This is a genomic window from Arenibaculum pallidiluteum (assembly GCF_017355985.1).
GTDB lineage: Bacteria > Pseudomonadota > Alphaproteobacteria > Azospirillales > Azospirillaceae > Arenibaculum > Arenibaculum pallidiluteum.
In genome coordinates, this window is record NZ_JAFIQU010000010.1 from 127770 (window position 1) to 150086 (window position 22317).

General features: G+C 68.9%; 20 protein-coding genes. 8 read left to right on the forward strand and 12 right to left on the reverse strand.

Translation table 11 applies throughout. From position 1 onward, the window contains the following. Window positions 1-86: 86 nt before the first annotated feature. A complete protein-coding gene (locus JUB13_RS19585; protein WP_236025075.1) occupies window positions 87-1238 on the forward strand; it encodes an alpha/beta fold hydrolase in 1152 nt (383 codons plus the stop codon). Window positions 1239-1315: 77 nt separating this feature from the next. On the opposite strand, the gene JUB13_RS19590 is transcribed toward JUB13_RS19585, so the two are convergent. The 9 genes from JUB13_RS19590 to JUB13_RS19630 all read right to left on the reverse strand — a co-directional run bounded on the left by JUB13_RS19590 (window position 1316) and on the right by JUB13_RS19630 (window position 11184). After that, the gene (locus tag JUB13_RS19590) at window positions 1316-3247 is read right to left on the reverse strand and encodes a bifunctional sugar phosphate isomerase/epimerase/4-hydroxyphenylpyruvate dioxygenase family protein (RefSeq protein WP_207481932.1); all 1932 of its coding nucleotides are present in this window, start codon (window positions 3245-3247) and stop codon (window positions 1316-1318) included. A gap of 41 nt (window positions 3248-3288) precedes the next feature. Further along, entirely contained in the window at window positions 3289-4569 is a 1281-nt protein-coding gene (locus JUB13_RS19595; protein ID WP_207481934.1) for a TRAP transporter large permease subunit, read from the reverse strand. Window positions 4570-4583: 14 nt separating this feature from the next. Next, window positions 4584-5225 carry a TRAP transporter small permease gene (locus JUB13_RS19600; RefSeq protein WP_207481935.1) on the reverse strand — a complete coding sequence of 214 codons (642 nt, stop codon included), beginning with the start codon at window positions 5223-5225 and terminating at the stop codon, window positions 4584-4586. A 33-nt stretch (window positions 5226-5258) separates the two neighbouring features. Then, window positions 5259-6134, reverse strand: coding sequence for a shikimate dehydrogenase (locus JUB13_RS19605; RefSeq protein WP_207481937.1), 876 nt, complete (start codon window positions 6132-6134; stop codon window positions 5259-5261). A gap of 120 nt (window positions 6135-6254) precedes the next feature. Further along, window positions 6255-7265, reverse strand: coding sequence for a TRAP transporter substrate-binding protein (locus JUB13_RS19610; protein ID WP_207481938.1), 1011 nt, complete (start codon window positions 7263-7265; stop codon window positions 6255-6257). 61 nt (window positions 7266-7326) lie between these two features. After that, a complete protein-coding gene (gene aroQ, locus JUB13_RS19615; protein ID WP_207481940.1) occupies window positions 7327-7842 on the reverse strand; it encodes a type II 3-dehydroquinate dehydratase in 516 nt (171 codons plus the stop codon). A 263-nt stretch (window positions 7843-8105) separates the two neighbouring features. Next, window positions 8106-9104: a TetR family transcriptional regulator gene (locus JUB13_RS19620; RefSeq protein ID WP_236025076.1), complete on the reverse strand. Its 999-nt coding sequence runs from the start codon at window positions 9102-9104 to the stop codon at window positions 8106-8108. Window positions 9105-9218: 114 nt separating this feature from the next. Beyond that, on the reverse strand, window positions 9219-10898 hold the full coding sequence (locus JUB13_RS19625; RefSeq protein ID WP_207481942.1) for a fused MFS/spermidine synthase: 1680 nt from the start codon (window positions 10896-10898) through the stop codon (window positions 9219-9221). Window positions 10899-10905: 7 nt separating this feature from the next. Further along, window positions 10906-11184 carry a hypothetical protein gene (locus JUB13_RS19630; RefSeq protein ID WP_207481943.1) on the reverse strand — a complete coding sequence of 93 codons (279 nt, stop codon included), beginning with the start codon at window positions 11182-11184 and terminating at the stop codon, window positions 10906-10908. 280 nt (window positions 11185-11464) lie between these two features. Here JUB13_RS19630 and JUB13_RS19635 point away from each other — a divergent pair, with 280 nt between their 5' ends. Further along, entirely contained in the window at window positions 11465-12268 is an 804-nt protein-coding gene (locus JUB13_RS19635; RefSeq protein ID WP_207481944.1) for an alpha/beta fold hydrolase, read from the forward strand. Window positions 12269-12447: 179 nt separating this feature from the next. Here JUB13_RS19635 and JUB13_RS19640 read toward each other — a convergent pair whose 3' ends face one another. Further along, window positions 12448-13821, reverse strand: coding sequence for a PAS domain S-box protein (locus JUB13_RS19640; protein ID WP_207481945.1), 1374 nt, complete (start codon window positions 13819-13821; stop codon window positions 12448-12450). Window positions 13822-14128: 307 nt separating this feature from the next. Continuing rightward, on the reverse strand, window positions 14129-15520 hold the full coding sequence (locus tag JUB13_RS19645) for a CAP domain-containing protein (RefSeq protein ID WP_207481946.1): 1392 nt from the start codon (window positions 15518-15520) through the stop codon (window positions 14129-14131). Window positions 15521-15751: 231 nt separating this feature from the next. Here JUB13_RS19645 and JUB13_RS19650 point away from each other — a divergent pair, with 231 nt between their 5' ends. Both JUB13_RS19650 and JUB13_RS19655 read left to right on the forward strand, forming a co-directional pair. Next, window positions 15752-17137 (forward strand): APC family permease, encoded by a 1386-nt coding sequence (locus tag JUB13_RS19650; protein WP_207481947.1) that lies wholly within the window; start codon window positions 15752-15754, stop codon window positions 17135-17137. A gap of 107 nt (window positions 17138-17244) precedes the next feature. Beyond that, a complete protein-coding gene (locus tag JUB13_RS19655; protein ID WP_207481948.1) occupies window positions 17245-18207 on the forward strand; it encodes a nucleoside hydrolase in 963 nt (320 codons plus the stop codon). 33 nt (window positions 18208-18240) lie between these two features. Here JUB13_RS19655 and JUB13_RS19660 read toward each other — a convergent pair whose 3' ends face one another. After that, window positions 18241-18867, reverse strand: coding sequence for an FMN-dependent NADH-azoreductase (locus tag JUB13_RS19660; RefSeq protein ID WP_207481949.1), 627 nt, complete (start codon window positions 18865-18867; stop codon window positions 18241-18243). 96 nt (window positions 18868-18963) lie between these two features. Between JUB13_RS19660 and JUB13_RS19665 the strand changes: the two genes are divergently transcribed. The 4 genes from JUB13_RS19665 (at window position 18964) to JUB13_RS19680 (ending at window position 22315) form a co-directional block, all read left to right on the forward strand. Continuing rightward, on the forward strand, window positions 18964-19902 hold the full coding sequence (locus JUB13_RS19665; protein ID WP_211115596.1) for a LysR substrate-binding domain-containing protein: 939 nt from the start codon (window positions 18964-18966) through the stop codon (window positions 19900-19902). A 256-nt stretch (window positions 19903-20158) separates the two neighbouring features. After that, on the forward strand, window positions 20159-20872 hold the full coding sequence (locus JUB13_RS19670; protein ID WP_236025077.1) for an alpha/beta fold hydrolase: 714 nt from the start codon (window positions 20159-20161) through the stop codon (window positions 20870-20872). A 19-nt stretch (window positions 20873-20891) separates the two neighbouring features. Continuing rightward, on the forward strand, window positions 20892-21614 hold the full coding sequence (locus tag JUB13_RS19675) for a PIG-L deacetylase family protein (RefSeq protein ID WP_207481953.1): 723 nt from the start codon (window positions 20892-20894) through the stop codon (window positions 21612-21614). After that, window positions 21611-22315: a 4-carboxy-4-hydroxy-2-oxoadipate aldolase/oxaloacetate decarboxylase gene (locus JUB13_RS19680; protein WP_207481955.1), complete on the forward strand. Its 705-nt coding sequence runs from the start codon at window positions 21611-21613 to the stop codon at window positions 22313-22315. The genes JUB13_RS19675 and JUB13_RS19680 overlap by 4 nt, the downstream gene beginning before the upstream one ends. Window positions 22316-22317 lie beyond the last annotated feature (2 nt).

The window sequence follows — 22317 nt, forward strand, 5'->3', positions numbered from 1 at the left end:
CTCTTCCCTTCCGCGGGAACCTTCCGTGGCCGCCCCGGTTGTCCGGCCGGACGCGCTGCGGTGCATCAGGACCGGCCGGAGGCGCTATGACCAAGAAGCGATCCCGCATTCACGACCGGCCGGGTATGGTCCGGGTCTACAACACCCCCGCGCCGGAGCGCCCGGACGCCACGCAGCCGGTCGGGCGCCGCCGCAGCATGCGGGCCTTTCCGGAGCGGCCGGCGCAGCCGCCCCGTCGCGGCAGGGCGCCGGCGGTACTCGCCGGGACTGCGGCGGCGCTGGCGGGAGCGGCGCTCTACAATACCGTCCAGGCCATGCGCACGGAGCGTGCCCACCTTCCGAGCGGGAGCTTCATCCGCGTGGACGGCGTGAACCTCCATTACATCGATCGCGGCGAAGGCCCGGCCGTCCTGCTCCTGCATGGCAACGTCGTGGATGCCGAGGACTGGATCCGCAGCGGGATCGCGAATTGGCTGGTTGCCAAGGGACTTCGCGTGCTCGCCTTCGATCGCCCCGGCTTCGGGTTCAGCGACCGGCCCCACGACCGCGCCTGGACGGCTGCGGAGCAGGCGGAGCTGATCCATGCGGCCCTGAGCAGGCTCGACATCGGCCGCGTCGCGGCTGTCGGGCATTCCTGGGGGACTCTTGCGGCCCTGGAGCTCGCGCTGCGGCATCCGGATGCGGTCTCGGGGCTCGTTCTGCTGAGCGGCTACTACAGACCGGCGGCCCGGCTGGACGTGCCGCTCGTGGCGCTGGATGCGGTCCCCGTGCTGGGGGATCTACTCCGCTACACGCTCTCGCCCTTCGTAACCGCAGCCCTTCTGCCCCTGACGACGAAGGCCATGTTCGCGCCGAGAGCCGTGCCGCAACGGTTTTCCGAGGACTTCCCCCATGGATTTCCGCTGCGGCCGTGGCAGATCCGGGCCGAGGCCCAGGACGCCGCCTCGATGAAGTCGGATGCGGCCGCCCTGCAGGATCGCTACGCCGAGCTCCGCATGCCCGTGACCATCCTCGCCGGCGCGGAGGACCGCATCGTCGACCACGTGGCGCACGCGCTGTGGCTGCACGGCCGGATCCCGCGGAGCGTGCGTCGCGTCTTGCCGCGGACGGGTCACATGCTCCACTACGCGGTGCCCGACCAGGTCGCCGCGGCGGTCGAGGACGTAATGACGGGGCAGGGACGGCCGGGCGTGCGGCCGGATGCCGGCGAGCCGCACGCTCTGGTCCCCGAGGGCTGAGTGCAGCGTGAACGGCAGGCCGCCGGCTGTGACGGCGGTCGCGATCGCCGGCTGTGACGGCGGTCCCGACGACCGACCTACATCAGCCCGGCCGAATCCGGCAGGCGCGAGGCCGCCTGGGCCTGGGCCGCGAGGCGCACGGGTGCGTTGGCGGCGCCGTACCCGCCATAGCCGCGGCGCTCGACGATCTCGAAGCTGAAACGCTCCTCGAAGCTCTCGGTGTAGACGTGGAAGAACTCGCCTCCGCCCTCGCGGTCGTAAAGAATGCTCGATGCCGCAAGGCGGTCGACGAAGGCGTCGTCGAGGCCGAACTTGGCCGCGAGGTCCTCGTAGTAGTTCGCGGGGATCGCAAGGAACCTTAACCCGCGCTCCTGCAGGTCGGCGACAGTGCGGAAGATGTCGTCGGTGGCAAGCGCGATGTGCTGAACGCCGACCCCGCTATAGGCCGAGATCGAGCGGGCCGTCGCCGTGTTCCGGCTCTGCGAGATGTTCAGGGGCAGGCGGACGGATCCTTCTGGGCTCTGCACCGCCTTGCTGCGCACCAGGCCATAGGGGTCGGGCAGGACGAAGGTCGCGTCCGCGCGGAAGCCGAAGGCTGCCTTGAAGAACAGGACCCAGCTGTCGAACTGGCCGTCCGGCAGCGCCAGCGACACGTGATCGACCCGGAGCGAGCCGCCAGCCGGCTTCGCCGCTTCGTCCAGCACGAAGTCGGTGTCGTAGATGCTTGTGGATGAGGGGTTGGCATCCACGAGGTAGATCAGGCTGCCGTCGGGCGCGCGGACCGCGGGGATCAGCAGCTCGTTGGGCCCGATGCGCCCCTCGAACGGCTGGCAGCGATAGAGCCGCGCGCGGTTCAGCGCCTGGTTCGCGGCTTCGACCCGGAAGGCCATTGCGCAGACCGACGGCCCGTGCAGCAGATAATAGGCATGGGCGAAGGACTCGCCCTCGGCGTTGATCAGCAGATTCACCTCGTCGTGCCGGTACAGCGTCACCTTCTTGGAGCGGTGCCGTCCCGCGGCGACGAAGCCGAGCTGCTCCAGCCAGGCGCCAAGGCGTGCCGCGCCGCCTTCGTCCGCCGCGAACTCGATGAACTCGAAGCCGTGGCAGGGGCTGGGGGGCGGCGGCGTGAACAGGTCGATCGGCCGGGCAGGGGAGGTCGGACCCTGCGGCGGGGCGGACGCGGTCTCGCTGGCGAGGCGCAGGCGCGTCGCCTCCTCCAGATACAGGAGCGAGCGCATGCCGTCCGCGGCCGACTGGCGGGCGGGCGCCGCCCGCAGGTCGTCGTTGAAGACCTCCAGGGAGATGGGGCCGCCGTAGCCGCTGCGGACGATCGGCGCAAGGAACCCGGCGAGGTCGAACTCGCCCTGGCCGGGATAGCAGCGGAAATGGCGGCTCCAGGGCAGCACGTCCATGGGAAGCCGCGGGGCGTCCGCGACCTGCACGAAGAACAGCCGGTCGCCGGGCACCGCGGCCAGTCCCGATGGGTCGTCATTCAGGGCGAGGGTGTGGAAGCTGTCGACCAGCAACCCGAGACTGGGGTGGTTCACATCCTGGACGATCTTCCAGGCATGGCCCCATGTCCTGACATGGGTGCCCCAGGCCAGGGCCTCGTAGCCGACGCGGATGCCCCGCCGCCCGGCCCGATCGGCCAAGGCCGCCAGATCCTCGGCCGCGGCCGCGTCGTCCCTGATGACCTCGGACGAGACGTTGCTGCACAGGAGCAGCAGCCGCACGCCGAGTTCCTCCATCACGTCGAACTTCCGCTCGGCGCGGTCGAGATTGCGGGCGCGCCGCTCTGGCGGCAGGCCTTCGAAGTCGCGGAAGGGCTGATACAGCGTGATCTCGAGCCCCAGATCGCTGGCGAGGCGCCGGATCTCGCGCGGGGAGCCACCGAAGTACAGCAGATCGCTCTCGAAGATCTCCACGCCGTCGAAACGGGCGGCTGCGGCGGCCTCGAGCTTGTCCGGAAGGGTTCCACTCAGGGACACGGTAGCGGTGGATCGGAGCATGGCGACACCACGGGGTTGGGTTTGGTCGGGCACGCCGCCGCTCAGCCGCCGATCCAGCGGGCCGGCGCGGTGACGAGCGCGGGAAACAGCACGAGCAGCAGCAGCACCAGGAGCTGGGCAGCCATGAACGGCCAGACGCCGCGGATCACCTCCTCCATCTTGAGCTTGGAGACGCCGGCGACGACGTTCAGCACGGTGCCCACGGGCGGGGTCAGCAGGCCGATCGCGTTGTTGATGATGAAGAGGACGCCGAAGTAGACGGGGTCGATGCCCGCCATCTTGACCACCGGCATCAGCACCGGCGTCAGGATCAGGATCGTGGGCGTCATGTCCATGGCCGTGCCGACGGCGACCACCAGCAGCATGATCCCGAGAAGCAGGAGCGTCTGGTTGTCCATCAGCGGGTCGAGCAGCTCGGCGACCATGCCGGGCAGGTCGGCCACCGTGATGAGCCAGGCCGAGACGAGCGCGGCGGCGACCAGGAACATCACGGCGCTCGTCGTCTTGGCGGCCGTCACGAAGACCTCGAAGAGGTCGCCGGGCGCCAGCTCGCGATAGACGAAGACCGCGACGAAGAGCGAGTACATGGCGGCGACGACGGCGGCCTCGGTCGGCGTGAACACGCCGAACTTCAGCCCGAAGATGATGATCAGCGGCAGGACAAGCGCCCACAGCGCCTCGCGGAAGGCGCGGGCCACCTCCCGCGCCGACCGGCGGGGCGGAGGAGTCACGGCCTCCCGGCGAACCAGCCACCACCAGGTTACGACCAGCGCAAGGCCGAGGAGCAGGCCCGGGAAGATGCCCGCGAGGAAGAGCTTGGTGATGGAGACGTTGCCGGCGACGCCGAAGATCACGAAGCCGATCGACGGCGGGATGATGGGGGCGATGATCCCCGCGGATGCGATCAGCCCTCCCGATCGGGCCCGATCATGCCCGGCCTTCACCATCATGGGCACCAGGAGCGCGGAAAGGGCCGCGGCGTCCGCCACCGCGGAACCCGAGAGGCTGGCCAGGATGCAGGCCGCGAAGATCGCCACGTATCCAAGGCCGCCCTTGACGTGGCCGATGGCCGCCATCGCGAAGTCGACGATGCGCTTGGACAGGCCGCCGGCATTCATGATCTCGCCGGCGAGCAGGAAGAACGGCACCGCCATCAGCGGGAAGCTGTCCGCGCCGTTGACGACGTTCTGCGCGACGATCTGTGCGTCGAACAGGTCCAGATGGGCCATCAGCGCTACGCCGCAGACCAGAAGCGCGAAGGCGATGGGCATGCCGAGGGCCATGGAGCCCAGCAGCGAGCCCAGGAAGATCGTGATGGTCATCGCAGCTTCCTCCCTCAGCGCTTGGTGGTGGCGAGAGGCGCCGTCGGCCGGTCGGCGTCCGGGAACGCGGGATGGCCGCGCAGGCTGTCGATGTCCACGTGCTCCTCGGATTCCTGCACCATGATCAGGTCGGCGCCGCGGAGCCTGCCCGTCACCGCCCCGTACAGGCCGTTCAGCAAGATGAGGCCGGCCGGAACCGCGAAGGCCACACCCGCCCCGTAGAAGAGCGCCATGGAGTAGCCGGTCGCGGGGGACGTGACGCCCAGGTTGATCAGCGTCTGGTCCCAGCTTCCCTGGAGCAGCAGCCAGGTGACGTAGAGCATCAGCAGATGGCTGAGGACGAGGCAGGCTCGCCGGCCCGCATCGGGCAGTGCCCGCACCAGCATGTCCACGCCGAGATGGCCGTGCTCGCGCAGGACGACCACGGCGCCCAGAAAGGTGAGCCAGACGAAGAGGAGGCGGGAGATCTCCTCGGACGCCGTGATCCCCGAGTTGAAGGCGTAGCGGAGGACCACGTTCCCGAAGACCAGGACGCACATGCCTGCGAGGCATAGGGCGATCACGATCTTCAGAAACAGGCAATAGCCGTCCGCGATCTGCTGCGCGAGCCGGGCCGGCGGGGCCGGAGGCGCGGTCCTGGATGGAGAGGTCGTCATGCTCCGTCCTTTCCTGCTCGGGTTTTCCTGCGCTCAGCCCGGCCGGGACGCCGTGCCGAACGAGGCGAAATGCCTGAGCATCCTGTCAGCGTCTGGCTCGATGCCGGTGATGAGGCGGAACGCTTCGGCTGCCTGGAACACCGCCATGCCGCCGCCGTCCAGCGTCCGGCACCCGATGGACCGGGCATGGCGCAGCAGTTCGGTCTCCAGCGGGAAGTAGACGATCTCGGAGACCCAATGCCTGGTCGCCACCAACTCGGCCGGCAGCGGCAGGCCGGGGTACTTGGCCATGCCGGTGGGGGTCGCGTGGATCAGGCCGTCCGCCTCGGCCATCTCGGCCGCGAGGTCGGTTCCCGCGACGACGCGCTCGGCCCCGAAGCTTTGGTTCAGGGTGCCGGCGAGCGTTTCGGCCCGGCTGCGGTCCATGTCGAAGAGCGCGAGGCGGCGGACGCCGAGCTTCAGCGCGGCATGGGCGACGGCCGCTCCCGCGCCGCCCGCGCCGAGCTGCACGGCCCGGCCGAGCCGGACGTCGGGAAGGCCTCGGCGGAATGCCTCTGCATAGCCCCACCAGTCGGTGTTGTGGCCAATGCTGCGCCCCTCGGACAGGACGACGGTATTCACGGCGCCCAGGGCCCGCGCATCGTCCGACAGCGCGTCGAGATGCGGCAGGATCGCCTGCTTGCAGGGATGCGTCACGTTCAATCCCGCGAAGCCCATGCGGTGCGCCGCGCACAGCAGGTCGGGGAGGTCGACGGGACCGAGACCGAGGCGCTCCAGGTCGATCAGCTTGTACAGGTAGCGCACGCCCTGCTCGTCCCCCTCGCGCTCGTGGAGCGCCGGCGACCGGGATGCCTGGATGCCGGATCCGATCAGCCCGACAAGGAAGGATGCTTTCTGCGCGGTTGTCATTCCATGCTCCGGAACAGGGGCTCTTGCCGCAGGGGCGGAGCCGGGAGCCCGGGACGCGCGTTCCGTCTCCCGGTCCGGGAACATCGCGGGCGGCCGCGGCCGCCCGCGTGCGGCGCCGGCTTACTTGGCGCGGGTCTTCGCGAGTTCGTCCTGCAGGACCTTGAAGCTCGCGGGGCTGGCTGCCGCGGCGTGCTTCTCGACGACGGGCTTGGCCTTCTCGCGGAGCTTGTCCAGCTCGGCGGGCGGGAACTCTGTGACCTGCATGCCCTTCGCCTTGATCTCGGCCAGGGCCTCCGCCTCCTGCGCGCGGGAGGCGGTGCGCTGGAAGTCGCGCGCCTCCGCGGCTGCCTCCTGGATCACCTTGCGCTCCTCGTCGTTGAGCTTGTCCCAGGTCTTCTTGCTGATCAGGACGATCTGGGGATTGTAGACGTGGCGCGTGACCGCGACGTGCTTTTGCACCTCGTAGAACTTGGCGCTCAGGATATTGGCGAAGGGGTTCTCCTGACCGTCGACGGTGCCTGTCTCCAGCGCGGTGTACACCTCGGGATAGGGCATCGGGACGGGATTGGCGCCGAGGGCGCCGAACAGGTCGATCAGAACCGGTGTCTGGACCACGCGGATCTTCAGCCCCGCGATGTCCTCGGCCTTGGCGACGGGCCTGCGGTTGTTCGTCAGGTTGCGAAAGCCCAGCTCCCAGTAGCCGAGCCCGACGAGTCCCTTCTCGGGCAGCTGGTCGGCCAGCAGCTTGCCGAACGCGCCGTCCATCACGGCATCGGCCTGCTTGGGGCTGTCGAACAGGAAAGGCAGGTCGACCAGGCCGAAGTCCCTGGACAGGCCCGCCAGGAGGCCGGCGTTCATCACGGACATCTCGACGGTGCCGCCCTGCATCGCCGAGATCGTCTGGACGTCGCCGCCGAGCACGCCGCCCGGGAACAGCCGGGCGGTGATCTTCCCGCCGCTCTTCTTCTCCAGGATCTCGGCGAACTTCTCCATGCCCATGACCTGCGGGTGGCCCTTCTGGTTTTGGGCCGTGAACTTCAGGGTGTGGGCGCGGATCTCGGCCGCCGCGGGCTGTGCGAGCAGCACCAGGGCGGGCAGCGACAGAACCGCGGCGAGCGTCTTGAACTTCATGAGTGTTCCTCCTCCTTGGTTTATGAATTGCCGTTCCCGGGCTCGGCGGACGTTCTCGGCCTTACGCCCCTGCCTCGATCAGCCGGGCCATGCGCTGGAGCCCCATGGAATAGCCCTGGGTGCCGAAGCCGGCGATCACGCCGGATGCGACGGCCGAGACGTAGGAATGGTGTCTGAAAGCCTCCCGCCGGTGCACGTTGGAGATGTGCACCTCGATGATCGGGAAGTCGCAGGTGTTCAGCGCGTCCAGGATCGCGACCGAGGTGTGGGTGAACGCCGCAGGGTTGATCACGATGCCGGCTGCGCGCTCGCGGGCCTCATGGATCCAGTCGATGATCTGGTGCTCGGCATTGCTCTGGCGGAACTCGATCTCGAGCCGGAGCTCGGCGCCGACGCGCCGGCATTCCGCCTCGACGTCGGCAAGGGTCTCGTGGCCGTAGATCGCCGGCTGGCGCTTGCCCAGCAGGTTCAGGTTCGGGCCGTTCAGGACATAGACGATGCGGCTTCGCGTCGCGCCCGTCGCATGTGCCGCGTCGGTTGCCGGGGTGCGTGGCGGCTCGTGCCGTTCCAGATCCATCGATGTCCTCCGATCCCGATCCCGATCCGCGGTCCCGGCCGGATGCCGGACTGCGCGGAGCAATGTACCGTCCGGTTCGTTCGGTCATATCATTGTACCATCTGGTTCGTACGTCAAACATTTTCTCGGGGCGGCTGATGTTCAGCTGCGCCAACGGTCGGGTGTGCCGGCTCCGCATGCCGGCGCCACGCGCGCGGGATGGGGCTGCGGCGTCGGGGAGGGGAGGTGGGGAGGCGGGGAGGCGGGCGCTGCCGCCCTGGCGCTCAGCGGGACGCGAGCTTCCGGGCGCGCGTTCGCCGCGGCGGCGGCACCTGCGCCGGGCCCGGAGCCGTGCCGCCCACGTCCGGCGTGCCGGCGGGCGCGTCAAGACCCGGCTTTGCCGTGGCGTCGGAAGCATGCATCAGATACGACAGGATCATCTCGACCAGCGCGGTCTTGTGTCGCCTGCGGGCCTCCGCCTCGCTCAGGTCGACGCCGAAAATCTCCGAGAAGGTGTAGCGGTTCGACATGCGGAAAAAGCAGTAGGCGCTGATCATCATGTGAAGATCGATCGGATCCACATCCCTGACGAAGACGCCGCTCTGCCGGCCGCGCGCCAGGATCTCCCGAATGGTCTCGATTACGCTGACGTTCAGGTTCCTGATCGATGTCGAACGCTTCAGGTGCTTGGCGAAATGGATGTTCTCGATCGTAACGAGCCGGTTGAAGTCCGGATTGTCGTTCTGGTAGTCGAAGGTGAATTCGATCAGCTTCCTCATCGCCTCGACAGGGGGCAGGGCGCTCAGGCTGATGTTCTGCTCGATGGCGCGGATCCTGCCGTAGACGGCCTCGAGTACTGCGACGTAAAGACCGTCCTTGCTGCCGAAATGGTAATAGATCGAGCGTTTCGTCGTCCGGGTTCGGGCCGCGATGGCATCGACCCGCGCCCCGCTCAGGCCCTTGGCGGCGAACTCGTGGATAGCAGCCTCCAGCACGTCGCGCCGCGTGCTCTCAGGATCGTTCCTGCGGCGCGCAGTGGTGTCCGGCTTCCTCGTGCCGGGACGCCGGGGCTCGGGCCCGGTCGCCGCGCGCCTTGGCTCGCGCGCGGGACCATTTGGCGGTGCAAGGGCGGCGTGCGCCTGCCAGATCTGCCAGAGCCGTGCGGGGTTTCCGCCGCCGACCGCCATGCGCAGGGCGAATTTGTTCACCTCGGCGCCAGCCGCCATCAGGCGCTCGCCAGCGGCGACGATCTCCTCGTTCGAGAAGTGCGGCTTACGGCCCATTGTTCGTCCCGCCATGCGTCAACGTGATGCCGAACATATCCATGAACGAACAAATCCGGCGGCGCAAGCGTGGCCTGGGGCTATCCGCGCCGAGCCGCCAGCGCCGGGCATCCGTCACCAGCCGGCCGGCAGGGGGATGACGGCACGCCTGGCTGCTGCCCGCGCCGCGAGCACCGCGAAGGGATTGTGGCGGTCCGAAAGAAGGATGCCGTCGGCTTCGTCGCTCGCCGCGATGACTTGTCCCACCAGCGTGCGGGCCCCGAAGTCGAAGAGATCGACGGGATAGTCCTCGATCTCGAGGCTGGGCTCGTGGCTCCGCACGGCCGGGCCGGCGAGCAGGATCCGGTTGGACAGCTCCTGGCGCGAGCTGGTCCTGGTCAGCGAGAAGAGGTGCATGGGGCCGGGCAGGGCGGCTTGCACCGTGCGCAGGACTGCCTTTGTCACCGGAACCGTCGCCGGGGGCGCAACGAGATTGGCCAGCAGCAGGCCATCCGCGGCCAGGCAGGCGGCCATGGCCCCGAACGCCTCGACGCTCAGCAGATGCTCGGGTGGGTCGAGCCCGGAGAAGGCGTCCAGGATGACGGCGTCATATCCTGCACCGGCGCACCGGTCCAGGAAGATGCGGGCATCGAGGATGTGCACGCGCGCACGGGCCGGGATGAAACCGAAATGCCGGGCGGCGATGGCCGGGCTCTGCGGATCGATGTCGACGACGTCCACGGCGATGCCGCTCCTTGCGAGCGCGGTCGGCCCGCGCTCCAGCAGCGCGGTCGGCTCGCGCTCCAGCAGCGCGGTCGGCTCGCGCTCCAGCAGCGCGGTCGGGATCATGCCGGCAGCCAGTCCGATGACCAGGACACGCCGTGCATCGGGCCTGTAGGCCCGAAGCGCTTCGACCATGACGCGGGCATAGGCCGAGGCGATGCGCCCGTCGGCATGGATCATGCCCTGCACGCCACCGTTCTGGACGTAGGCCGTGAGCCGGCGTGTCGGAATCCGGTCGTGGGTCAGCTCCACGATGCTGACCTCTCCGTAGCCCGAGCGGTAGCTGGCGACGTGGTGCGCGGTCAGACCGTCGCCCAGCGCGACCGAGCGCGGCTTGGGCAGGAGCATCGGCACGGCGGCGGATCCCAGGAGTGTCAGCGAGGCCGCCGCCAGGGTCACGAGCCGTGCGGGGCCCCCGAGCACCGTCACGGCGGCAGCCACCGAGCACAGGCCCAGGGTCGCAGCCATCGCAAGCAGGATGTGGTCGACCGGAAGCAGCGGCACGAGGACGAAGCTCGCGACCAGTGCCCCTGCGACGGATCCCAGAGTGCTCAGGGCGAAGACCGATCCGCTGCCGGCATCGCCGCCGGAAGGCCTGCCCGGCAGCGCGACGACCAGCGGGTTGAGCGCGCTCAGGACGACCAGACAGGGGGCCAGAAGGGTCGTGGCGGCGACGAAGGCACCGGCCACGATGTCGGTCGATGCGATCCACGGCAGGGCCGGGAAGCACAGGACGGCCAGGACCAGGGCAAGGCCGGCGAGCGCCGGGAATGTCGCAAAGCCCAGCCGCAGCAGGGCGTGACCCGCCCGAGTGAGGCGGCCCCCGAAGCCATAGCCGAAGGCGAGGCTCAGGAGTGTGACGCAGAGGATCGCAGTCCAGACATGAAGGCTGCCGCCGAAATATGGCGTCATGACACGGCTCGCCACGATCTCGAGTGCGATCGTGACGCCGCCGGTCAGGAACAGGATGGCCTTCGGAATCAGCATGGTCTGCGGTCCGGACTGCGCCTCGACCTCCGGATCGGGCGGCAACGAGGTCCTAAGTGCCTCCCATCTTCCGCCCGGCTGCGTCCGACCCGACCGCCGCCAGATAGGCCTCTGCCGTCGCGTCGATCTCCTCGACGCTCCTGCACTGGTAGATCAGCCCCGCCAGCTCGTCGCATAACTCTGCTTGGTCCCGGCCCGCGGCATCGGCCGCCGCGTCGATCTCCTGCTCGAACAGCAGCGCCAGCCGGGTGGCAATCTCGGGCGAGAGCCTGCCGGTCTCCGACTCATCCAGATGCCTGCGGACCGCGTCCTTCGTCTCCTCGTCCAGCATTGGCTCCTCCGTGGCGTCCTGCGTGAACCCCGCTGGCAATCGGCGGTTCCCGCCGGCGATGTCGGAAGGCCTCAGTGCGGCATCACGGCGACGGGCGAACGGCTCGCCCGTGCGGCCCGGGGGGATGCGGGCCGCAGCCCGTGGTTCGTCCTCCACCACAGCTCAACCACTCGCGCCGTATTCCTTTCCATTCGCTCTGGACTGCGGTAATTTTAGAAAAAAATCGTTGTATATCGGTCTGCTTCGAGCGCGGCTCCACTCACCCGCAGAAAGGACGTCGATGATCGGACGCCGCAGCCTTCTTGGGTTCGGGTTAGCCGCACTGACGCTGCCCGGTTGCGTGACCACGCAACCGACCACGCCGGGCGCGGTCCTACTTATGCACGGCAAGCAAGGGATGCCACAGTTCTCAGGCTTGCAGCGGGTGCGGGCCGAGATCCAGGGCCAAGGACTGCGCTGCGAGGCCAACGAGATGCCGTGGTCGCGCATGAGATATCTGGATGGATCGCTCGACGGGGCCTTCGACGAGATCGAAGCCGCCCTGGCTGCATTCCGGCGCGCCGGAGCAACCAGGATGTTCCTGGCCGGCCATTCGATCGGGGCGGCGACGGCGGTCGCCTATGCCGTCCATCGCGGCGGGATTGACGGCATATCGATGATCGCGCCGGGACACCTGCCCAAGGTCTACTACGAGACGACGAGCATCCCTCTCAATGCCCGGGTGAGAGCCGCGATCGACAAGGCGCGCGCCATGCGCGCAGCCGGGGACGGTGCCAGTGCCGCTGAATTCGCGGACAACAACCAAATGACGGTGCTCTCCCCGCGGATGCGGGCCGACGACTATCTCAGCTGGTTCGATCCCGACGGGAAGCTGGAGGTCGAGGCCAATATGTCCAGGGTTTCCTGCCCGGTCCAGTGGGTGATCGGCACCCGCGATAACCTGTTCGCCTCCAGCAAACCGCGCTACTTCGACCGTTTGCCGCCCAATCCCCAGCATGAGTTCGTGCAGGTCGAGGCCGACCACGTCGAAACGCTCGCGGCGGCTGCAACTCAGATCGGGACCTTCTTCAAGCGTATTGTCTGAGGGGGCGGGCTGCCGGCGGCGATCCCAGGCGCCTGCTCCATCCGATCGGCCCCGGGTGCCGATCGACGTTCAACACGGCATGAGATCGTCAGGGCCGTGAAGCGCGGAAACTTCTGCTGCTTGATGCCGGACATCCATCCTGAAGCCCGGCCATGGGCGCCTTTGGTCTGCAGCGGCGCTCAGACGATCATCAGCGGCTCCCCCATCTCGCCATGGCTTGGCATCAGGTAGCTCCGCGGAATCTCGAACTCGCAGCGAAGGCCCGTCGCTGCCCATTCGATGCGCGCCTTGCCCTTGAGCTGGTCAGGGATCTGGCGCTCGATCACGCGCGTGCCGAAGCTTCTCCGTGCCGGCTTCCGCACGCCGGAGACGCCGCTTTCGACCCAGCGCAGCGTCAGAGCATCCTCGGGCCCGTCCAGGAACCATGTCACTTCGACCGAACCTTTGGGCGCAGAGAGGGCACCGTGCTTCGCCGCGTTCGTGGCGAGCTCGTGCAGGACAATCGCGACGGCCTGCGCGGCCGTCGGCGCGAGCAGGACCTCGGGACCGCGGCTCGTAAGTGTTGCCTCGCCGGCGCGGAACGGCTCCAGCTCGGACGCGACAAGCGTGTCCAGGCTGGCACCATGCCACTTGTTCTCGGCCACTTGGGAATGGGCGCGGGCCAGGGCCGATATGCGCCCCTGTACCAGTGAGGAATACTGGGCGATGTCGTCGGCCTTGGTCAGCCGGACGATCGCCTGCGCCACCGCCAGGACGTTTTTCGCGCGGTGGTCGAGCTCGTGCATCATCTCGCGGACCTGGCGCTCGGCCCTCAGCCGCTCGCTGATGTCATGGGCGATCTTCGAAGCGCCGATGATGCGACCCTGCGCATTGAGCACCGGGGAAACCGTCAGCGAGATGTCGAGGATGCGGCCTTCCTTGTGGCGCCGCCGCGTCTCGTAGTGCTGGACCTTCTCGCCACGCCGGACCCGCTCCAGGATCAGCGGCATCTCGTCGAGCCTGTCCGGCGCCGCGAGGACTGCAATGGGCCTGCCGATCATCTCCTCGGCCGTGTAGCCGAAGAGGCGCTCGGCAGCGCCGTTCCAGCTGGTGACGATGCCGTTGAGGTCCTTGCTGACGATCGCATCGTCGGAGGAATCCACGATCGCCGCGAGGAGCCCCTTCTCCCTCTGAACGCTCAGCCGATCGCTGATGTCGCGGGCGATCTTCGATGCGCCGACGATACGCCCCTGCGCGTCGCGCACCGGTGAGACCGTCAGCGAGATGTCGATGACGTGTCCATCCTTGTGGCGGCGGCGCGTCTCGTAGTGATCGATCTTCTCGCCGCGCCGGATCTGCTCCAGGATCGGCGGCATCTCGTCGGGCACGTCGGGAACGGCGAGGATAGCGATGGACCTGCCGATCATCTCCTCGGCCGTGTAGCCGAAGAGACGCTCGGCCGCACGGTTCCAGCTGGTGACGATGCCGTCGAGGTCCTTGCTGATGATCGCGTCGTCGGCGGATTCGATAATCGATGCCAGCAAGAGCTGCTGCATTTGATCGCTGATGCTCATGCATGCCGTATCGGTTAGCAGGATGCGGGGCATCCCCCTGCAAGAGCCTAGCCCATCGCCGGCATAACGCTCTCACACAAAGAGCCTATTATAGGACAGGGGACCTGTCCCGTCATCCGATCCCGATTCTCTCCGGCCCTGCGGCCGGAGAGAATCGGGATCGGAATTGTCTATCCGGGTGATGCGGATCATGGCACCAGGGTGGCCGCCGGGAGCGGGCCGTCGCGGCGGTACCGACAGGTCCGTGGGATGGCCCCGGCATGTCCCGAGCCGAGGCCATGCTTGACGCCACGAAGCGTCGGCGCGCTTACACGAGGAAGGCCGAGGCGTCCAGATCCGCCGCGGCGATGCCCGAGAAGGTGACGAGCCCGGCCACATCGTACGAATTGACATGGACGTCCAATCGGGCGCCGGCAGCAGTGTCCACGAGGACCAGCGTGCCGTCCGCGAACGGATTTGCGCCGCCGTAGCCCTGGCGGTCCATCAGCTCGGAGAGATCCAGGCGATCGCCCTGGGCAAGGGTGAAATCCAGGATCAGGTCGCCCCGGTCGTTCAGGGACTGGACCGTGAACCGATCTGCACCGGTGCCACCGGTCAGGCGGTCACCCCCGAAGCCACCGACCAGCCAGTCCGCGCCGTCGTTCCCGAACAGCAGGTCCGCGCCGTCGCGGCCGTAGAGACGGTCGCTTCCAGTACCGCCGTGGAGCTGGTCTGCACCCGCATCGCCGTAGAGCAGGTCGTCGCCGGCGCCGCCCTGAAGGGTGTCGTTGCCCGCGAGGCCGGAGAGCTTGTCGGCGCCGTCCGTACCGGTGATGGCGTCGGGGCCGGCGGTTCCCGCCCTGACCACGCCGGCCGCTACCGGGCCTGGGGCTGGGGTCGGCGCAGGTGCGGGCGAGGGGGCCGTCTGGGCCGGCTGGCCGATATCCGCGTCGAGATCGACCTTGACGTTCGACGTGCCGACGACTGCCGTCTTCACCACCGGGGCGGCCAGTCCGCCGCCCGAAAAGGTCAGCGTATAGGTCCCCTGGGGGACCGGCATCTGCCAGCCGCCGGCCGACCAGGTGTCGGTCTCGAAGACCTGGCCGGTCGCGGACCGTGCCTGGACATGCACGCCACCCGAGCCTTCGCCGGGATCGTAGAAATGGTCGCCGTCCCTGTCGTCGAAGGCGACGCCGGTCAGGAAGGGCAGCACGCCGGACTTGGCGAAGGCCTGCGTTGCTGTGACGCCGGGCGAGCCCTTGTACTCACCCGCGGCGATGCCGACGCCGATCTCGCGGACATCCGCGTTCATGATGTTCAGGCGATGCCCGGGGCTCTTGAACAGGCCGTCCTCGAGCCCGTCGACGACCTGCTGGTTCGGCGTCTGCCGCGCGCCCCAGGTGATCGCGATGTTCTCGGCCCAGCGCCAGCTTCCAGAGAAGGCATAGCCTTCCGCCACCATCCGGTCGCCAGGGCTCGAGCCGTTGACGCCGGTATGCGAGAAGGTGTCGGTGTCGAGCATCCAGGCCGAATGCTTGCGCGCGGCATCGATGAGGTCCTGGTTGAAGGCCAGGGGCTGCTTGGCTGCCGTCGAGATGAATCCGGTGGAGACGCCCTGGTTGAGGTCGATACCCAGGCGTGCGGCCTCGGCAGACGGATTTGCGCGGGCCCTGTTCACGAGTTCGAGCATGTATTGCTCGAGCGCGGTCGGTTCGCTCACGAAAGATCTTCCTGAAAGTTCGTTCCTGATCCAGCCCTACAGGAGACTACCCCCTCCGGGCAGGCAACAAAGCTGTGACCCCGCAGCCGGGCCAGCCGCGCCGGGATTAAATCTTCGGGATGAGGGCGGGATTCCGCAACCTCGCAAGACCGTTGCGGTTTCATGAAGGCCCGCGACTTCGGCGCGGCCGGAGTGGAAGCACGGCATTCTGTCCGTCAAGGGAGATCCTCGATGCAGGAACCCGGTCTTCGCCAGTCGGCCGCGCGCCAGGCTTCCGATCCTCAGCCGAGCCTGCAGCGCACCATCGGCCCGGTGCAGATGGCCTTCTATGGCCTCGGCAGCATGCTCGGGGCCGGCGTCTATGGCCTGATCGGCAAGGCGGCCGGCCAGATGGGCAATGCCGTCTGGTTGGCGTTCATCGCCAGCATGGTCGCGGCGCTGCTGACGGGGCTGTCCTACGCCTCCATAGGATCGCGCTATCCCCGCGCCGCGGGTGCCGCCTATGTGACCCAGCGGGCCTATCGCTGGCCGCTCCTGACATACATCGTGGGCCTTGCGGTGATGTGCTCGGGCCTGACCTCGGTCGCGACCCAGTCGCGCGTGATCGCCGAGAACCTGCATAGCCTGCCGGCCTTCGGCGCCTTGCCGGTGACGATCCTGGCGATGGCGTTCCTGCTGTTCCTGGCCGGGATCGTCTTCCGCGGCATCCGCGAGGCCATGTGGCTGAACGTCGTCTGCACCGCCATCGAGGCGGCCGGGCTGCTCCTGGTCGTGGCGGTCGGCATGCGCTACTGGGGATCGGTGGACCTGCTGGAAGCGCCGCCGGCGGCGGATGGCGGCGACGGTCTGGGGCTGATGCTCGTGATGCAGGGGTCGGTGCTGACCTTCTTCTCCTTCATCGGCTTCGAGGACACGCTGAACGTCGCGGAGGAGGTCAAGAACCCGCGGCGGGTGATCCCGCTCGGCATCATGACGGCGATGGTCGGCGCCACCCTGATCTACGTGGCCGTGGCCGTCACCGCCGTCTCCGTGGTCCCCTGGCGGGAGCTGTCCGAGGCTCCGGGGCCGCTGACCGAGGTCGTCGCCCGCGCGGCGCCCTGGTTCCCGCCGGCCGTGTTCTTCGGCGTGACGCTCTTCGCGGTGACGAACACGGCGCTGGTGAACTATGTGACGGCCTCGCGCCTGGCCTACGGCATGGCCGCCCAGGGCCTGCTGCCGCGGCCTCTCAGCCGCGTCCACCGGGCCCGCCGCACTCCCTACGTGGCCGTCGGGGTCCTGCTCGCGGTGATGATCGCATTGGCGCTCGTCGGCGAGATCACGCAGCTCGCCGCGGCGACGGTCCTGCTGTTGCTGATGGTCTTCACCATCGTCAACCTAGCGCTGGTGGTGCTGAAGCTGCGCCCCGGCGAGCCCAGGGGCGGCTTCGAGGTGCCCGTCGCGGTCCCCGCGGCGGGGGCGCTGGTCTGCGCCGTCCTTCTCGCCAACCGGATCATGTCCGGCGATTGGAGGGCGCCGGCGCTCGCCGCGGTGATAGTGCTCGGCATCCTGGCGCTCTACGCGGCGACGGCTTCGAGCATGTTGATCGAGGAGGACGCCGTGGCCGCGGGCGCCGATTGAGGAACGGTCCCTCCAGGGTGACGAGTGCGCCGGTTCGAGCCCGTCTCGCCGACGGCGCCGGGATCGCGTAGAACGGTGAGGCCCGCCTCCCCTGGGGAGACAGACCCGTGATCCCGCGCAAGCTCATTCTGGACGTCGACACCGGCACCGACGATGCGGTCGCCATCATGCTGGCAGCGCTGCACCCGGCGCTCGATCTCGTGGGCGTTACGGTGGTCAACGGCAACCTGCCGGTCGAGACCTGCACGGACAACACGCTTCGCGTGCTGGACCATGTCGGGCGTTCCGACGTCCCGGTCTTCGAGGGCGCCGACCGGCCGCTGGTGCGGACCGACTTCCCCATTCCCCGCGGCTCCGGCGAGCAGGGGGCGAGATACCATGGCGAGACGCTGCCCATCCCCGCCACCCGCCGGCGCAAGGAGCGCAGCACGGCCGTCGAGTTTCTGGTCGAGACCTACCGCGCCGCGACCGAGCCGATCACGCTCGTGCCCGTCGGCACGCTCACGAACATCGCCGCGGCGCTCGCCGCCGAGCCGCGGCTGGCGAGCCTGGTCCCCGAGGTCGTGATCATGGGCGGCGGGCACGAGATCGGCAACGTGACGCCCGCGGCCGAATTCAACATCTGGGGCGATCCCGAGGCGGCCGCGCGCGTGCTGGGCGCCGGCTTCCCCAAGGTGACGCTGGTGCTTCTGGATGCCACCCACAAGGCGCTCGTCTCCTATTCCGACTGTGAACGCCTGGCCGCGCTCGGGACGCCTGCGGGCATGGCCACGTCCGAGATCGTGCGCTTCCGCATCGACACCCACGAGAAGTGGCAGAAGATGCCCATCGCAGGCACCGCGCCCGTTCACGACGCGCTCTGCGTGGCGTTTCTCGTCGATCGCGGGATTCTCGCCACGCGGCGCTTGAACGTCGTCGTCGAGACGGCCGGCACCTACACGCTGGGCCGCACCGTCATCGACGTGCACCGCCGCTCCGGGCGCGAGCCCAATGCCGACGTCGCCTTCGACGCCGATGCGCGGCGCTTCGTGGACCTGCTGGCCGAGACCTTCGCGCGTTCGGGCGAATAGGTCCGGGCAAATAGGTCCGGAGGTTGGCGGCGGCTACGCCGCCTGTGCCTCGAAGAGCTCGGCAATGCGTCCATGGGCCTCGCCGAGGCCCTTGGCCCGCGCCTCGGGTCCCATGGCCGCGCCTTCCGCGCGCACGATCGTCGGCTCGGTGATCCCGACGAAGGCCAGGAAGGCCTTGAGATAGGCTTCCTGGTGGTCGAGCGCGGTCTCCGCGGGCGTGCCGGCGTAGATCCCCCCGCGCGAGGACGCAATGAAGACCCGCTTTCCGCCCGCGAGGCCCACCGCCCCGTTCTCGGTGTAGCGGAAGGTGCGGCCGGCCCGCGCGATGCGGTCCAGCCAGGCCTTGAGCTGGGTCGGGATCGAGAAGTTGTACATGGGCGCGCCGATCACGACGACGTCGGCGGCCAGGAACTCCGTCACCAGCGTCTCGGACAGCGCCAGTTCCGCCTTCTGCTCCGCGCTCAAGGCGGCCGGATCGGCTTGCATCATGGCGGCCAGAATCTCGGCCGAAAGATGGTTCGGCGGTGACGCGGCGAGGTCGCGGTAGGTCACCTCGGCGCCGGGATCGGCCTGCAGCAGCTGGGCGACGATGGCGGCGGTGACCTCGCGCGAGACGGAAGCCCCGCCAAGGGGGCTGGAATCGACGTGCAGCAGCTTCATGTCCGTGTCCTTTCAAGTTCGAGCCGGTAAGATGCGTGTCCCAGAAGCTTGCCTCCAGCCGGGGAATTCAGCACTGTCCGTTCTATTCCTGGAACGATGATCGGGGCGGCCGTGCAGGACCTGAACGACCTCTACTTCTTCGCTCAGGTCGTGGAGCATGGCGGGTTTGCCGCTGCCAGCCGCGCGCTCGGCGTCCCCAAGTCGAAGCTGAGCCGCCGCATCGCCGGGCTGGAGGAACGCCTCGGAGTGCGCCTGATCCAGCGCTCGACCCGGCGCTTCTCGGTGACGGAGCTCGGCCAGGAATATCACCGCCATTGCCTTGCGATGATCGCCGAGGCCGGAGCCGCGCAGGACGTCGTCGACCGCACCCGGACCGAGCCGCGCGGCCTGGTGCGCCTGAGCTGCCCGGTGCTGCTGGCCCAGGGCGTCCTGGCGCAGATCGTGTCGCGCTTCCTGTCCGAGCATCCCGGCGTGCGCATCCATGTGGAGGCGACAAACCGGCGCGTCGACGTCATCGACGAGGGTTTCGACCTGGCGCTCCGGGTGCGCGAGACCCCGCTGGAGGATACCGGCCTGATCGTCCGGACTCTCGGCGAGGACCAGCCGGTTCTGGTGGCGAGCCCGGGCCTTCTCGCCCGCCAGGGGCGCCCGCGGGATCCCGCCGATCTGTTCCACACCGACAGCGTTGCCATGAGCAGCCCCTCGGCCGAACATGCCTGGACGCTTTCGGACATGGCCGGCAACGTCCGCCGCGTGCCGCACCGGCCGCGCCTGGTCACCGACGAGTTGCTGATGCTTCAGCGGGCCGCGCTGGACGGCATCGGCGTCGCGGAACTGCCCGCGATGATCGCCCGGGAGGCCATTGCGAGCGGGCGGCTCGAGAGGGTGCTTCCGGAATGGAGGGTGCCCAGCCGCAGCCTCCACGCCGTCTTCCCGTCGCGCCGGGGCCTGATCCCTGCCGTCCGGCTCTTCATCGACGCCCTCGCGGCCTCCCTGAAATGCGAGGTGGAGGCCGACTGGGCCCCGCGCCGCTGAAAGGCGCTTCGCCCATGACGCCGCCACGGACCCTCCGACGGGCACGACATGGCCGGATCGCCGGTTGGGATGGATGGTGCCGTCCGCCGCCGGGGGCCGGTACGGGGGCGGTATAACGGGCTCCTCATACATTCAGTCCTTTAAGCGATACGACGGCCCGGGGCGCCTGGTGTAGCGTCACTTCACGCCGTCGATGCTCCCGCCAAGGCCGGGATGCCCGTGCCCGGCCGATTTCGGCACAGGAAGGAGTGTTGCCTTGCCCGATCGGCCCAGCCTGCTGCTGCTTCCCGGGCTTCTCTGCGATGCCGCGGTCTGGCGCCATCAGGCCGCCGCGCTGGCGGAGACCCACGACACGCTCGTCCCTGATTTCTTCGGCCTCGATGCCATCGCCACCATGGCCGAGCTCGTCCTCGACCGGGCGCCGCGACGGTTCTCGTTGGCCGGGCATTCCATGGGAGCCCGGGTCGCACTGGAGGTGCTTCGCCGCGCGCCCGATCGGGTGGAGCGGCTGGCCCTTCTGGATACCGGCGTCCATCCCCGCCGGTCTGGCGAGGAGGAGCGCCGCCGCGAGCTCGTCGATCTCGCCTATGAAAGGGGAATGGCGGCCCTGGCGGAGCGGTGGCTGCCGCCCATGCTCCACCCGGACCGCCTGGCCGATGCGCCATTGATGGCCGAGCTGACCGCCATGGTCTGCCGCGCCACGCCCGAGATCCACGAGGGCCAGATCCGGGCGCTGCTCGGCCGACCGGATGCCAGCGCGCAGCTTTCCGGCATCGCGGTGCCGACCCTTCTGGCCTGCGGCAGGCAGGACGCCTGGAGCCCGCTGGCGCAGCACGAGGCCATGGCGACGGCCATACCGGGGGCGGAGCTCGTGGTCATCGAGGACAGCGGGCACATGGCGCCCGCCGAACGGCCCGAGGCGGTCACCGCCGCGCTCGCCCGCTGGCTCCGGACATCAACAAGGACCTGAGAAGAGAGGACCATCCATCATGGCTGCGGACAGCAGGACCGCACTGGTCGTCAGCGCCCATTCCGCCGACTTCGTCTGGCGCGCCGGAGGCGCCATCGCCCTGCACGTGGAGAAGGGCTACAGGGTCGTCGTCGTCTGCCTGTCCTACGGCGAGCGCGGGGAATCCGCCAAGCTGTGGCGCAAGCCCGGCATGACCCTGGAGGACGTGAAGCGCAATCGCCGCGCCGAGGCGGAGAAGGCCGCCGGGATCCTGGGCGCCGAGGTGCAGTTCTGGGACCTCGGCGACTATCCGCTGCGCGTTGACGACGCGACGCTGTTCCGCCTGGCCGACCTCTACCGCGCCCTGCGACCGTCCTTCGTGCTGTCCCACTCCCTGCGGGATCCCTACAACTTCGACCATCCGCTGGCGACGCACCTCGCCCAGGAGGCCCGCATCATCGCCCAGGCCCATGGCCACAATCCCGGCGAGACCGTGCTGGGCGCGCCGCCGGTCTTCCTGTTCGAGCCCCACCAGCCCGAGCAGTGCGGCTGGAAGCCCGACGTGCTGCTCGACATCACCTCCGTCTGGGAGAAGAAGAAGGGCGCGATCGAGGCCATGGAGGGCCAGGAGCACCTCTGGGAATACTATACCCGCGTCGCCCTCCAGCGCGGCGTGCAAGCCGCGCGCAACTCGGACCTCAAGATCACCTACGGCGAGGGCTACATGCGCGTCTTCCCCCAGGTGACGGGAGAGCTGGCATGACCGGCATCGTCATCCGGGAGTTCGAGCGCGCCCCGCAGGACGAGATCGATGCGCTGGCCGGGCTCGGCGTCGCCACCGTGCACGAGGCGCAGGGCCGTACCGGCCTCCTGAAGCCCTACCTCCGGCCGATCTATCCCGGAGCCGCCATCGCCGGCTCGGCCGTGACCGTCAGCGTCGCGCCCGGCAACAATACGATGATCCATGTCGCGGTCGAGGTCTGCAGGCCCGGCGACGTGCTGGTGGTGGCGCCGACATCGGAATGCCGGGACGGCTATTTCGGCGAGCTCCTCGCGACCTCCCTGCGCCAGCGGGGAGTCCGCGGCCTCGTCATAGACGCCGGCTGCCGCGACGTGGCGCCGCTGACCGAGATGGGCTTCCCGGTCTGGTCCAGGGCCGTCAATGCCCAGGGCACCGTCAAGGACACGCTGGGCGACGTCAACCTTCCCCTGGTCTGCGCCGGCCAGCCCGTCAATGCCGGAGACATCGTCGTCGCCGACGACGACGGCGTGGTGGTGGTGCCCCGTGCAAGGTCATCGGCGGTCCTGGCCAGCGCCCGCGCGCGTCTCGCGCGGGAGGAGGCCAACCGCGCCCGCTTCCAGCGCGGCGAGCTCGGGCTCGACATCTACGGCATGCGGCCACGGCTCGAGGCGCAGGGGCTCGTGTACTACGAGACGCTCTCGGACTATCACGGCAAGGCCTGAGC